Genomic DNA, 12119 nt, shown 5'->3' on the forward strand with positions numbered 1-12119 from the left:
CCGATATTTTATGTCAACAACAGAGATACGCCAACAATTGAAAGATCGGTTCGGGGTCGAGACGACCGACGATCGTTTCGTCGCGCTCGCCACAATAGGCGCGCTATGCTTGCTCGGGGCGGTCGTCGGGTTCCTGATCGGATCGCCGTTCACGGCGTTGCCCCTCGTGGGATCCCTGTTCACGGTGGCGTACGGACTGTACGAGTACCAGGCCGAAACGGCGAAAGCGCTGACCTTTCTCGCGACGATTGGGACCGGAGCGATCCTCGCGCTGATCACGATCTATCTGTTCGTCGAGGCGCTGCCTGCGGTCCGCTTCATGGGCGCGGAGATGTTCACTCACACCAGCGAGCCGATGTGGCGGATCCGCGGCGAGGAGATCTACTCGCTGGTCCCGATGATGTGGGGCACGCTCGTGACGACGATGCTGGCGATGCTCATCGCCGGACCGCTGGGCGTCGCGGGTGCACTGTTCATCAGCGAGATCGCCCCCGACGCGGTCCGCGAGGTCGTCAAACCCGCCGTCGAGACGCTCGCGGGTATTCCCTCGATCGTCTACGGGTACATCGGCTTCACCATCCTGAACGGCTACATGATGGAGAACCTCGAGTTACCGACATCTGGCAGCCTCGTGATCGTGGGGCTGGTCGTCGGGCTGATGTCGCTGCCGACGGTCGTCTCGGTCGCAGAAGACGCCATCGCGAGTGTCCCCGAGTCGATGAAGAGCGGCTCGCTCGCACTCGGCACGACCGACTGGCAGACGACCAAGAGTATTACCTTACCCGCCACGTTCTCCGGGGTCTCTGCGGCCGTGCTGCTCGGCGTGGGACGCGCCGTCGGCGAGACGATGGCAGCGACTGTGATCCTGGGTCACGCACAAGAGCTGCCCGACCCATTGTATGACGTGTTCGGGAACACCGAGACGCTGACCAGCCTAATCGCCAGCCAGTACGGGAACGCCAGCGGTACGCACATGAGCGCGCTGTTCGCCGCCGGCGTCGTGCTGTTCGTCAGCGTCACCGTGCTGTCGATCGCCTCACAGTATATTGAACGACGTATGAAACACCAGCTACAGGGAGAACAATGAGCGAAGAGACCACATCTCGAACGGCCGCACCGGCGGTCAACGCGTTCGACCGCGTCGCGTTGGGTATCGTCGGCCTCGCGATCGTCACGTTCCTGCTCGGCTGGACGACGCTGTTCGATCGCACGAGTCCCGACACCGCAGTCGCGGGCCTCTCCCTGTTTGCGCTGTTCGGCGCCACGTTCGTACTCGCCGGCGTCGGTCTGATCGCCGCCGGAATCGCGTCGAACGTCGGTCTCTACGAGACCACCGCCGACCGGTACACCGGACTCGGAACCGGCGTCGGATTCGGCGTCGTCGGATTCGTGACCGGCGGTCTGATGACGACTATCCTGTTCGGCGTCGGCGCGACCGGCAGCGTCATCGCGGGGTTGGTCGTCGCGCTCGTCGCGACGCTCGGCATCGCGGTGCTCCCGGAAGACCTCGGAACGACGCTGCCAGTCGGTCTCCTTGCGTTGGCCTGGGGAGCGCTGCTCGCCGCCGGACTCGTCGACATCGGCTGGGTCTGGAATCCACCATCGCTTGAGGCCACCTTTCACGCGCAGATCGTCGTGCCGCTGGTGACGATCGCGCTCAGTCTGCTCGTCGTCTGGAGTGGTGCGATCGTCTCAGAGGGGTTCGGCAGCCAGGGCCGCCAGAACGGCGCGTACATGCTGATTGGGCTGAACGCCTTCGGCATGATCGCCGTGCTCCTACTGCTGATCCTCTTCGTCGTCCGGAAGGGACTGCCGAAGCTCCTCGAGGGCGCACAGTTCGGTCCGGGACTGAACGTCTCGGTCCCGTTCCTTACGAACGGCGTCATGCTGGGCCAGCAGTACCACGGCATCTTCCCGGCGATCGTCGGCACGATCTGGCTCGTGATCGGCGCGGTAGTGCTGGCTGTGCCGATGGGGATCGGTGCCGCCGTGTTCCTCACCGAATACGCCGAACAGGGCCGATTCACCGCGGTGATCGAGACCGCCACCAACGCGCTGTGGAGCACGCCAAGTATCGTCTACGGCCTCTTCGGCTACGCGTTTCTGGTCCCGCGGTTCGGCAATCAGGACTCGCTGCTCGCAGGGATGTTCGTCTTGGGATTCATGCTGTTACCCCTGGTCGTCATCACCAGTCGGGAGTCGATCAAGAGCGTCCCCGACGAGTACCGCGATGCTAGCGCTGCACTAGGCGTCAATCAGTGGCAGACGATCCGGAGCGTCGTGCTGCCGGCGGCGATGCCCGGCGTCATCACCGGCGTAATCCTCGGCGTCGGCCGGATCGCCGGGGAAACGGCACCGATCCTGCTGGTCACCGCCGGGTCACCGACCCCCTCCCGCGCGCCGAGCGTGCTCGGATCGTTCCGGCTCATGGCAACGCCGCCGTTCGTCAAGAACGATGCGCTGTTGCAGGCCTCGAGCGCGCTCCCCTACCAGCTCTATGCCATCATCTCTACCGGCGCTGTCGACCTGGGGGACGCGTTCGGATGGGGAACCGCCCTCGTACTGCTGATGGTGGTGCTCAGCTTCTATGCGATCGGCATCGCCTCGCGAATCTACTTCAGGAGGAAACTACACCAATGAGCGAACAGACAGTGACGCGGACGAACGAGGAACAGCAATCGAACAGCCTCACGGTCGGCGCCGAGACCGACGAGCGACTCGTCGACTCGTGGACCGACTACGAGTTCGAGGGCGAGGCCGCCATTTCGGTCGAGGACCTCGACGTCTACTACGGGGACGACCACGCCATCGACGACATCTCGATGGAGATTCCCGAGCAGAGCGTGACGGCCCTGATCGGCCCGTCCGGCTGCGGGAAGTCGACGTTCCTCCGGTGTCTCAACCGGATGAACGACCGCATCGACAGCGCCCAGATCGAGGGGACCGTCGAGATCGACGATGAGAACATCTACGAGGGCGACACTGATCTAGTCCAACTTCGCAAGAAGGTCGGCATGGTGTTCCAGAGCCCTAACCCGTTCCCGAAGTCGATCCGCGAGAACGTCTCCTACGGGCCGCGCAAACACGGCGACGTGAACGTCGGCCTGCTTGGCCGCCTGCTCGGGAACGACGACCGCGAGGCCGAACAGCAGATCGTCGAGCACTCACTCGAGCAGGCCGCACTGTGGGATGAGGTGTCCGACCGTCTCGACGACAACGCGCTCGGCCTCTCGGGCGGCCAGCAACAGCGGCTGTGTATTGCGCGCTGTCTCGCCGTCGACCCCGACGTGATCCTGATGGACGAGCCCGCGTCGGCGCTCGACCCCGTCGCGACCGCCAAGATCGAAGACCTGATCGAGCAACTCGCCAAGGAGTACACCGTCGTCGTCGTCACGCACAATATGCAACAGGCTGCGCGGATCAGCGACCAGACCGCCGTCTTCCTGACCGGCGGCGAACTCGTCGAGTACGACAACACCGACAAGATCTTCGAGAACCCCGAGAGCCAGCGTGTCGAAGACTACGTCACCGGCAAGTTCGGGTGAGGCGATGGTCCGCGAGGACTACCAGGACCGCCTCGAGCGCCTTCGCGAGGCCGTCGTCGCGATGGGAGATCTCGTCTACGAGCAACTCGCCGACGGGTTCACCGCGCTGTTTACCGGCGATCGGTCGCTCGCTCGCGCTGTTATCGACGGCGATCGTGCCGTCAACCGCCGCTCGCTCGACCTCGAGGGTGAGTGTCTCGACTTGCTCGCGCTGCACCAGCCGGTCGCCGGCGATCTGCGGATCGTCGTCGCCGCGTTCAAGATCGTCACCGACTTAGAGCGCGTCGGCGATCTCGCGACCAATCTGGCCGAGCACGCGTTGGGCGCGACCGAGTCATCGCCGCCGCTTCCCGACGTGGATTTCGAGCGGATCGCCGCACTCGCACTCGAGATGTTCGAAGAGGCCCTCGAGGCGTTCGTCACGGAGGAGACGGAGCCTTGTTTCGCGGTCGCCGATCGCGACGACGAACTTGATGCCCGCTGTGCGAGCGTCGCCGAGCGCGTCGTCCGGACCTGTATCGATCTCCGCGTCGCGGGCGTCGACGCAACCGATGGTCGGGCGACCGAGACCGATTCGGTCGGCGATCCGCCGGTATCCGATATTCTCGCCGACGTCTCGCGGACGCTCGTGATCGTTCGCGATATCGAACGCGTCGGCGACCACGCCGTGAACGTCGCGGCCCGAACGCTGTATGCCCTCGAGAGCGACGACGAACTACTCCGCTAAGACCGTTCGTGACGCCGTTTCCCTCGAGGCTGGCCCGCCGCGGTCTGCCGATCAGACGGAGTCGGCTGTATATACGACGGTGTTGCTATTGACTGATATACAGTTCTCATAGCATCCCTTTTTTATATCCTATCGAGTTCGTCACACGATGCAGAACGTCCGGTGCGAACGGTCCGTCGAGGGAGTATCGCGACGACGACTTCTCGCGACCGTCGGTGGGGGTGGGACGGTGGCCCTCGGGGGTTGTCTCTCGAGTGAGAGCGACGGTGGGAGCGAGGGCGGCGACGGACTCTCCGGAGAGGTCATCGTCACGGGGTCGAGCACCGTCTATCCGATCTCGAAGGCGATGCGCGATCGGTTCACGGCGAAGCATCCGAACGTCACCGTCAGGGTCAAGTCGACCGGCAGCGGCGGCGGATTCGAGAATCACTACTGTCCCGGTGATGCGGACATCAATGCGGCCTCGCGGCCGATCGAGGCCGGAGAGCGGGACCACTGTACCGGAAACGGAGTCACGCCCGTCGAGATGCAGATCGCGAGCGACGCGCTCACGATGGCCGTCAGCACCGAGAACAACTGGGTCGATTGTCTGTCGTTCGACCAGCTGGCTCGAATCTGGAAGCAGGGCGGTGCGGAGACCTGGGCAGATATCGATCCGACTTGGCCGGACGAACCCGTCGAACTCTACGGTCCCGATACGACCTCTGGGACCTACGACTGGTTCACCGCGAACGTGGTCGGCGACGCTGGCCACCGAAGCGACTACGTCGGCACGGAGGACGACACCACCATCGTCCAGGGGCTCGAGGCCAGCCCCTACGCGATGGGGTACTTCGGCTACGGCTACTACGCCGAAAACGCGGATCGTGTGAAAGCGCTCAAAATTAAAGCCGACGCGACCGACGCCTGTGCCGAGCCGACCCTCCAGGCCGCCAAGGCGGGGACGTATCCGATGGCGCGACCGCTGTTCATCTACCCGTCCGAGGAAGCGCTGCAGCGCGACCCGGTCTTCGAGTTCGTCAAATTCTACATCGAGAACTCGACCGCGGATTGGATCGCCGAGGAGGTCAACTACGTCCCCTCGAGCGAGGAGCAGGCAAGCGAGAACATGGCCACGCTCGAGGAAGTCGCAGGCGCGTAATTCGGTCGGACGAGTTAGTATGTATTTTCTGTCGTCTAGAGAGGGCCACACGTTATAGTAGCAACTGAAACGATTTACACACTGATCGCAACGCTGTCGTGCGAGTCAGGTGTGCAATGACTTTCAGTTGCTACTATAGTTACTCGTCGATCGAACTGCTCGGTCTAGCTTCCGAATCGCACCGCTCTCGTCTATATATGCGATGTTAATCTCTCCTCCTAACCATGCGTAACAAATCTAGTCATCTCGGCTCGAGAGTGTCGAACGACAACTATTGCCATATGTATGCGTTCAGTACGCGTTTGGCGGTTTTCATCGCGCTGCTGTCGTTTCCAATCAGAGATACATACCGCTATATAGTCCACATAGTAGTATACTTACCTACTCTGTGACTTCGATTAGGTGATGTCGAGAGATACCACGGCGTCCCTGCCGACCGGCCTCGGTCGGCGGGAGTTCCTCGCCGCGGCGAGCGTTGGCCTCTCCGGGGGGCTGGCCGGCTGTATCGGCGTCTTCGCCGCAGAGGGAAAACAGGTAAATATCGCGGGAAGCAGCACGGTGTTCCCCGTGACCGAGGCGATCGCCTCCGCCTTCTCCGAAGAGAACCCGACCGTCAACCTCTCGCTCAGTAAGACCGGAACCGGAAGCGGGTTCGGGAACTTCTTCTGTGCGGGGCGGACCGACATCAACAACGCGAGTCGGGAGATCGCCGACGCCGAAGTTGAACAGTGTGGAAGCAACGATATTACGCCGATCGAGTTCCAGATCGCGACGGACGCGCTGACGGTCGTCGTCAACCCCGACGCCGACTGGATCAACTGCCTTACCGTCGAACAGCTCCAGCAGATCTGGCAAGCCGACGGTGCCCAGCGCTGGAGCGATATCAACGAGGAGTGGCCCGACCGGAAGATCGAACTCTATGGTGCCGCGACGACCTCGGGTACGTTCGATTACTTCAACGAGGCAGTCCTCGGCGAGGAACTGAACCACCGGAGCGACTACTACGCGACCGAACGGGACCGAACGATCGTACGGGGCGTCCGCGGGTCGCAGGCCGCGATGGGTTACTTCGGCTTCGCGTACTACGCCGAGAACCCCGACCGGATCAAGGCTGTTGCGATCGATAACGGCAACGGCTGCGTCGAACCCTCGATCCAGACGGCCAAGTCAGGAGAGTACAAACCCCTCTCGCGGCCGCTGTTTATCTACGTCGCAAAGGAGTCGCTCACGAAGCCGGCTGTCCAGGACTTCGTTCGATTCTACATCAAACAGGCCGCGACGGATCTGGTCACCGACGTCGGCTACGTACCGATCACCGAATCAAAACGAGACGAAAACCTTGAGAAACTCGAGAGCGCGATCGCGGAGGTGAGCGAATGAGCCAACCTGACTTCTCCCACGACGGGATCCGCACAGCGCGGGGGACCGCGTTCCGCTATCTCTTCATGCTGTGTGCGCTCCTGTCGATCTTGACGACCGTCGCGATCGTGGCGACGCTGCTCGTAGACGCGGTCGATTTCTTCGCACAGGTTTCACTCGTCGACTTCCTCACCGGCACGAAGTGGAACCCGACGCAAGATCCGGTTTCGTTCGGCGTTTTGCCACTGATTTCGGGGACGCTCGTCATCACCGTCGGCTCGGCGATGGTCGCGCTCCCGATCGGCCTATTGACCGCGATCTATCTGAGCGAATACGCCTCCGAACGGCGACGCGCGTACCTCAAGCCGGCGCTCGAGGTGCTGGCGGGCGTGCCGACTGTCGTCTACGGTTACTTCGCGCTCGTCTACGTGACGCCCGCATTAGATACGTTCCTGCCGCTGTCGACGTTCAACGCGCTGTCGGCGTCGATCATGGTCGGGATCATGATCATTCCGATGGTCTCCTCGGTCAGCGAGGACGCCATGAGTGCGGTACCCGATTCGCTTCGGGAGGCTAGTTATGGTCTCGGAGCGACGAAGTTCACCGTCTCGACGTCCGTCGTCGTCCCGGCGGCGCTGTCGGGAATCTTCTCGTCGTTCATCCTCGCGCTCTCACGGGCGATCGGCGAGACGATGATCGTCGCGATCGCCGCGGGACAGACGCCGCGGATGATCGACCTCACCGATCCAGCGGGGATGTTCCTGAATTCGATTCAGCCGATGACATCTGCGATGGTCCAGATCGGGACGGGCGACATCGTCGGACAGGGACCGGCGTACAAGAGCCTCTTCGCGGTCGGACTGACCCTGTTCGTCATCACCTTCGTTATGAACCTTATCAGTGAAATCGTCGCGTCACGGTATCGAGAGGTGTATCGCTGATGGCAGCTGATACGCAGGATACGCCGTCTCAGCGCGGGTTCGGCCAGGTCAGCCGAACGAAAGATATCGCGTTCCGCCTACTCGCACTGGCGGCGACGCTCGTCGGTATCGTCTCACTCGCGGCGTTGCTCCTGAACGTCGTTGTCGACGCCGTCGGCTGGCTCGATTGGGGCTTCCTCACGAATCCACCACACCCGAGCCCGTACCAAGCCGGGTTCCTACCCGCGCTGGTCGGGTCGATCGCGATCATGCTCCTGATCGCGCTCATCACGTTCCCGATCGGGGTCGGAGCCGCGGTCTACCTCGAGGAATACGCCGACGACGGCTATCTCACGCAGTTCATCCAGCTCAACATCGCTAACCTCGCGGGCGTCCCCTCGGTCGTCTACGGGCTGCTCGGACTGGGGCTGTTCATCGGCCTCTTTAATATCGGCTACGGCTCGGTGCTGGCCGCGGCGTTTACCGTGTCCCTGCTGATCCTCCCGATCGTGATCATCTCCGCACAGGAGGCGATCCGGGCAGTGCCCGACTCACAGCGACAGGCCTCCTACGGAATGGGTGCGACGAAATGGCAGACGATCCGGAACGTCGTCTTGCCGCGAGCGATGCCGGGCATCATGACCGGGACGATCCTCGCACTCGGCCGCGCGATCGGCGAAACGGCACCGCTGATCATGATCGCCGCCCCGACGACCGTCTTCGGCATCCCCAACAGCCTCCTTAGCAAGGTCAGCGCGATGCCCCTGCAGATCTACAACTGGGCGTCTTATCCCCAGACCGAGTTCCAGTACGGCGTCGTCGCCGCTGGCGTCGTCACGCTACTCGTCGTCTTGCTGACGATCAACTCGATCGCGATCATCATCCGGAACCGCTACCAACAGCGAACCTGACAATGAGTGACAATCAGATGACCTCCTCGACAACGGAATCGACCGACAATCAGCCAGCCCCAACGCCGGGTACCGATACGGTCACAGACAGTACCGACGCCGGCGGGGAACCGGTGACGGACCGGACCCTCCTCGAGGCGCGAAACCTCGACGTCTACTACGGCGATGAGCAGGCCCTCGACAGCGTCGATATCGAGATCCCGGAACAGCAAGTCACGGCGGTCATCGGACCATCGGGCTGTGGGAAATCGACGTTCCTCCGGTGTGTCAACCGAATGAACGACCTCGTCGACAGCGCCAACGTCGACGGCGAACTGCTGTTCGACGGAAAGAACGTCTACGACGACGACGTCGATCCCGTCGCCCTGCGCCGGAAGATCGGCATGGTCTTCCAGTCGCCCAACCCGTTCCCGAAGTCGATCCGCGACAACGTCGCCTACGGGCTCAAAGTCCAGGGGAAAGACGATAACGTCGACGAGAAGGTCCACACCGCCCTCGAGCAGGCAGCGCTGCTCGAGGAGGTCGAGGATCAACTCGACTCGAGCGGACTGGACCTCTCAGGCGGCCAGCAACAGCGGCTGTGTATCGCGCGGGCGATCGCGCCCGATCCGGACGTCATCCTCATGGACGAACCCGCGTCGGCGCTCGACCCCGTCGCGACCTCGAAGATCGAGGACCTCATCGAGGACCTGGCCGAGGAGTATACGGTCGTCATCGTCACCCACAACATGCAGCAGGCGGCCCGAATCTCCGATAAGACCGCCGTCTTCCTGACCGGTGGCGAACTCGTCGAGTTCGACGACACCGACAAGATCTTCGAAAACCCCGACCACGACCGCGTCGAGGACTACATCACCGGCAAGTTCGGATAGGGTCCCGACGCCGCTCGCTCGAGGCGGTGGCTGGGCGTCGCCGATCTCGATCTTCCGTGCCCCGTTATCTCACGCAGTCGCGCCGTTCTGAATTTCCGCACGAGACAGTCTGAAAACCCTATCAGTGCCGAGTACTGACCATGCAGCTTATCCGTCGACATCCCGTGTTACTGATACGCATGGTTGCCGATGGGGTACATATCTTACTTGGTCTCGCACTGGCTTTAATCGTGTTTCGGTCGCGGCGACCCGAACCGTACCTCGTGACGGCGCTGGCGGCCGCCTTCCCCGACAGCGATATCATCATCTTCCGTCCGCTGGTCGAACTCGGCTACGTGGAGGGCGTCCTGTGGGCCCATCGAGGGCTGACCCACTCGTTGCCAGTCGCGGTGGTCGTGGTCGCCTTGCTCTCCGCTGTCGGTCCCTGGCGGGCCGCCGCCATCGGCTACGGGTCGCACATCCTCTTCGATTACCTGACCGGTGGCGTCCGGCTGTTCGCCCCCTTCGACTACGCGCTCTACGGACAGTCGTTCGACTGGTTGCTCGTGAATCTGCTCACGTCGGTCTTCGCCGTCACCGTCATCCTCGGTGGCCTGCTGGGACTGAAGTACGAACCCAAGACGCGGCTCCCGTCGCCGGTTGCACAGGCGGTGCTCGAGTGGTTTCAGTAGCGGTCGCCGTGTCCCGTGAGGTCGGCGCGCGCGACGACTCACGCGCCGTGGAACGCGACTGCATTACTGCGGTGGACACAAACTATATCTTCGCCCGCCATGGTGCGTGAACCATGGCCAGAAAATCCTACCAGGAGAAGCTCACGGAGCTTCGCGAGGACGTGCTCTACATGAGCGAAGTCGTCATGGAACGCCTTCGCATGGGGCTCGACGCCTTAGAGCAGAAAGACGATGCCCTCGCCCGCGAGGTCATCGAAGGCGACGGCGAGATCAACCGCATGTACCTCGACCTCGAGCAAGACTGCATCGACCTGCTCGCGCTCCAGCAGCCGGTCGCGAGCGATCTGCGATTCATCGCGGCCTCGTTCAAGATCATCACCGACCTAGAGCGCATCGCCGACCTCGCGACCAACCTCGGCGAGTATACGATCGACGCCGAGCAGGATCTGTTCCCCGACGTCGACGTCCAGGAGATGGGCGAGCTCACGCTCGATATGTTCGAAGACGCGATGCTCGCCTACGACACCGAAGACACCGACCAGTGCCGAGAACTGGCCAATCGCGACGACGAGCTCGACCAGTTCGCCGAACGCGCAAGCGAGACCGTCGTCCGGGACCTCATCGAGCGTGAACTCGAGTCTGCGGACAAGGTCGAACAACTGCTGCAGGACGTCTCGCGGCTATTATTAACGATTCGAGACCTCGAGCGCGTCGGCGATCACACGGTCAACATCGCAGCGCGGACGCTGTACATGGTCGAAAACGACGACGAACTCATCTACTGATCGTCTCTGCGACGACACAACCGACTGCGGTCGGTCTTTGTTACCCGGTTGTGTTGTTTCCGCCGGTCTGATTCCCGCTTTCGTTACCGGTCGCGTTGCCACCGGTCTGATTACCAGTTTCGTTTCCGCCGGTCTGGTTGCCGGTCTGGTTGCCGGTCTGATTGCCGCCACCGCCGCCACCGCCGCCCTGAATCTGGATGTCGCCTTCCATGCTTGGGTGGGGCTGACAGCGGTAGACGGCGATCTGGTCGGTTGCCTCGAACTCGAAGAACGCGTTTTGGGGATCCGTGGTGGGTTGGCCAGTCGTGTAATCGTCGACGACCTCCCCGTTTGAGTTGCGCAGTTCCAGATTGTGTGCGGCACCGTCGCCTTCCGACCAGCCGATCGTGTACGTCTCACCGCTTTGGAGGATCAGCGTCGGATTCTGCTCACCCTCGATCGAGGACGGTGCGAGCCCTTCCCAGTAACTGGTCTGGCCGCTGAAATCGATCTGCGTACCGGGCTCGATCTCGTAGCCGCTACCGCCGCCACCGCCGCCGCCACCGCCGCCACCGCCGCCATTTCCGTTGCCGTTCCCACCGCCACCGCAACCGGCGACGAACGCGGTCGACGTCGCGACACCTGTCAGCTTGAGCATCCGTCGTCGGGATAACCGATCGTCTTGTACCATCAAGCTGACTTTGTACTCAATCGAGATAGCCGAATACCCGTCTACTGCGTGGGAGTCAAGTGCGGGCCGGTTCGAGACGCACCTTCCGCTCGGTTTTCGGCACATAGCGAGCACGCGATACGAGAGTCGTCCCGCCGTCACCGCACGGAGTTCAACCCCGGCCGGCGCTCGGGGACGCACGTCAATAGCTGCGCCGTGTCGACGATGTTCCGCGTCTCGAGCAACAGCTCCGCCGCCTCGCGCACCGTGAACTCGGCGTCAAGGCCGACGCCGTGACAGCGGGCATAACACTCGAGCCAGCGGTTCATCGCGGTCTCGAGCGCGTCAAACTCGGCCGTGCTGAGCGGGATCAGCCGGCCGCCGGTACGGGCCTCGACGTAGAGCCAGACGGCCTGTCCCGCCCCGTCACGGAGATAGTCGTCGGCATCGGAGGGTGAAACCTCGTTGGCCGAGAGGGCCGCCCGTTCGCGCTCGGCGCGGCGAGCGAGCGCGGCGATCCGCGGGCCGTACCGGCTCAC

The 12119-nt window shown here is 62.8% G+C and carries 13 protein-coding genes; 11 read left to right on the forward strand and 2 right to left on the reverse strand.

Annotation, left to right across the window (positions count from 1 at the left end; genetic code table 11):
- Positions 1-10 precede the first annotated feature (10 nt).
- The 11 genes from pstC (ACJ70B_RS15090) to phoU (ACJ70B_RS15140) all read left to right on the forward strand — a co-directional run bounded on the left by pstC (ACJ70B_RS15090) (position 11) and on the right by phoU (ACJ70B_RS15140) (position 10931).
- The gene (gene pstC / locus ACJ70B_RS15090; protein ID WP_408957815.1) at positions 11-1087 is read left to right on the forward strand and encodes a phosphate ABC transporter permease subunit PstC; all 1077 of its coding nucleotides are present in this window, start codon (positions 11-13) and stop codon (positions 1085-1087) included.
- Positions 1084-2640 (forward strand): phosphate ABC transporter permease PstA, encoded by a 1557-nt coding sequence (gene pstA / locus ACJ70B_RS15095; RefSeq protein ID WP_408957816.1) that lies wholly within the window; start codon positions 1084-1086, stop codon positions 2638-2640. The genes pstC (ACJ70B_RS15090) and pstA (ACJ70B_RS15095) overlap by 4 nt, the downstream gene beginning before the upstream one ends.
- Positions 2637-3545 (forward strand): phosphate ABC transporter ATP-binding protein PstB, encoded by a 909-nt coding sequence (gene pstB / locus ACJ70B_RS15100; protein ID WP_408957817.1) that lies wholly within the window; start codon positions 2637-2639, stop codon positions 3543-3545. Before pstA (ACJ70B_RS15095) ends, pstB (ACJ70B_RS15100) begins: the two co-directional genes overlap by 4 nt.
- Before the next feature lie 4 nt (positions 3546-3549).
- Positions 3550-4272, forward strand: coding sequence for a phosphate signaling complex protein PhoU (gene phoU, locus ACJ70B_RS15105; RefSeq protein ID WP_408957818.1), 723 nt, complete (start codon positions 3550-3552; stop codon positions 4270-4272).
- Positions 4273-4420: 148 nt separating this feature from the next.
- Positions 4421-5413, forward strand: coding sequence for a PstS family phosphate ABC transporter substrate-binding protein (locus ACJ70B_RS15110; RefSeq protein ID WP_408957819.1), 993 nt, complete (start codon positions 4421-4423; stop codon positions 5411-5413).
- A gap of 405 nt (positions 5414-5818) precedes the next feature.
- Positions 5819-6793, forward strand: a complete 975-nt coding sequence (locus ACJ70B_RS15115) for a PstS family phosphate ABC transporter substrate-binding protein (RefSeq protein WP_408957820.1) — start codon at positions 5819-5821, stop codon at positions 6791-6793.
- Entirely contained in the window at positions 6790-7713 is a 924-nt protein-coding gene (pstC, locus tag ACJ70B_RS15120; RefSeq protein WP_408957821.1) for a phosphate ABC transporter permease subunit PstC, read from the forward strand. The genes ACJ70B_RS15115 and pstC (ACJ70B_RS15120) overlap by 4 nt, the downstream gene beginning before the upstream one ends.
- Positions 7713-8603, forward strand: coding sequence for a phosphate ABC transporter permease PstA (gene pstA, locus ACJ70B_RS15125; RefSeq protein WP_408957822.1), 891 nt, complete (start codon positions 7713-7715; stop codon positions 8601-8603). Before pstC (ACJ70B_RS15120) ends, pstA (ACJ70B_RS15125) begins: the two co-directional genes overlap by 1 nt.
- Positions 8604-8605: 2 nt before the next feature.
- A complete protein-coding gene (pstB, locus tag ACJ70B_RS15130; RefSeq protein ID WP_408957823.1) occupies positions 8606-9475 on the forward strand; it encodes a phosphate ABC transporter ATP-binding protein PstB in 870 nt (289 codons plus the stop codon).
- 179 nt (positions 9476-9654) lie between these two features.
- Positions 9655-10146, forward strand: coding sequence for a metal-dependent hydrolase (locus ACJ70B_RS15135; protein ID WP_408960122.1), 492 nt, complete (start codon positions 9655-9657; stop codon positions 10144-10146).
- Between the two features lie 113 nt (positions 10147-10259).
- Positions 10260-10931, forward strand: coding sequence for a phosphate signaling complex protein PhoU (gene phoU, locus ACJ70B_RS15140; RefSeq protein ID WP_408957824.1), 672 nt, complete (start codon positions 10260-10262; stop codon positions 10929-10931).
- Positions 10932-10971: 40 nt separating this feature from the next.
- Here phoU (ACJ70B_RS15140) and ACJ70B_RS15145 read toward each other — a convergent pair whose 3' ends face one another.
- Positions 10972-11568: a hypothetical protein gene (locus ACJ70B_RS15145; RefSeq protein ID WP_408960123.1), complete on the reverse strand. Its 597-nt coding sequence runs from the start codon at positions 11566-11568 to the stop codon at positions 10972-10974.
- 170 nt (positions 11569-11738) lie between these two features.
- Positions 11739-12119, reverse strand: coding sequence for a hypothetical protein (locus tag ACJ70B_RS15150; protein WP_408957825.1), 381 nt, complete (start codon positions 12117-12119; stop codon positions 11739-11741).

The organism is Natrinema sp. 74 (genome assembly GCF_046097095.1).
Lineage (GTDB): Archaea > Halobacteriota > Halobacteria > Halobacteriales > Natrialbaceae > Natrinema.

Excerpts from the sequence above, each read along its gene's own strand:
- pstA (WP_408957816.1), top strand. The coding sequence starts at position 1,084 with ATGAGCGAAGAGACCACATCTCGAACGGCCGCACCGGCGGTCAACGCG.
- pstB (WP_408957823.1), top strand. The coding sequence starts at position 8,606 with ATGAGTGACAATCAGATGACCTCCTCGACAACGGAATCGACCGACAAT.
- phoU (WP_408957818.1), top strand. The coding sequence starts at position 3,550 with ATGGTCCGCGAGGACTACCAGGACCGCCTCGAGCGCCTTCGCGAGGCC.
- ACJ70B_RS15135 (WP_408960122.1), top strand. The coding sequence starts at position 9,655 with ATGGTTGCCGATGGGGTACATATCTTACTTGGTCTCGCACTGGCTTTA.
- phoU (WP_408957824.1), top strand. The coding sequence starts at position 10,260 with ATGGCCAGAAAATCCTACCAGGAGAAGCTCACGGAGCTTCGCGAGGAC.
- pstB (WP_408957817.1), top strand. The coding sequence starts at position 2,637 with ATGAGCGAACAGACAGTGACGCGGACGAACGAGGAACAGCAATCGAAC.
- pstC (WP_408957821.1), top strand. The coding sequence starts at position 6,790 with ATGAGCCAACCTGACTTCTCCCACGACGGGATCCGCACAGCGCGGGGG.
- pstA (WP_408957822.1), top strand. The coding sequence starts at position 7,713 with ATGGCAGCTGATACGCAGGATACGCCGTCTCAGCGCGGGTTCGGCCAG.
- ACJ70B_RS15110 (WP_408957819.1), top strand. The coding sequence starts at position 4,421 with ATGCAGAACGTCCGGTGCGAACGGTCCGTCGAGGGAGTATCGCGACGA.
- ACJ70B_RS15115 (WP_408957820.1), top strand. The coding sequence starts at position 5,819 with ATGTCGAGAGATACCACGGCGTCCCTGCCGACCGGCCTCGGTCGGCGG.
- ACJ70B_RS15145 (WP_408960123.1), bottom strand. The coding sequence starts at position 11,568 with ATGCTCAAGCTGACAGGTGTCGCGACGTCGACCGCGTTCGTCGCCGGT.
- pstC (WP_408957815.1), top strand. The coding sequence starts at position 11 with ATGTCAACAACAGAGATACGCCAACAATTGAAAGATCGGTTCGGGGTC.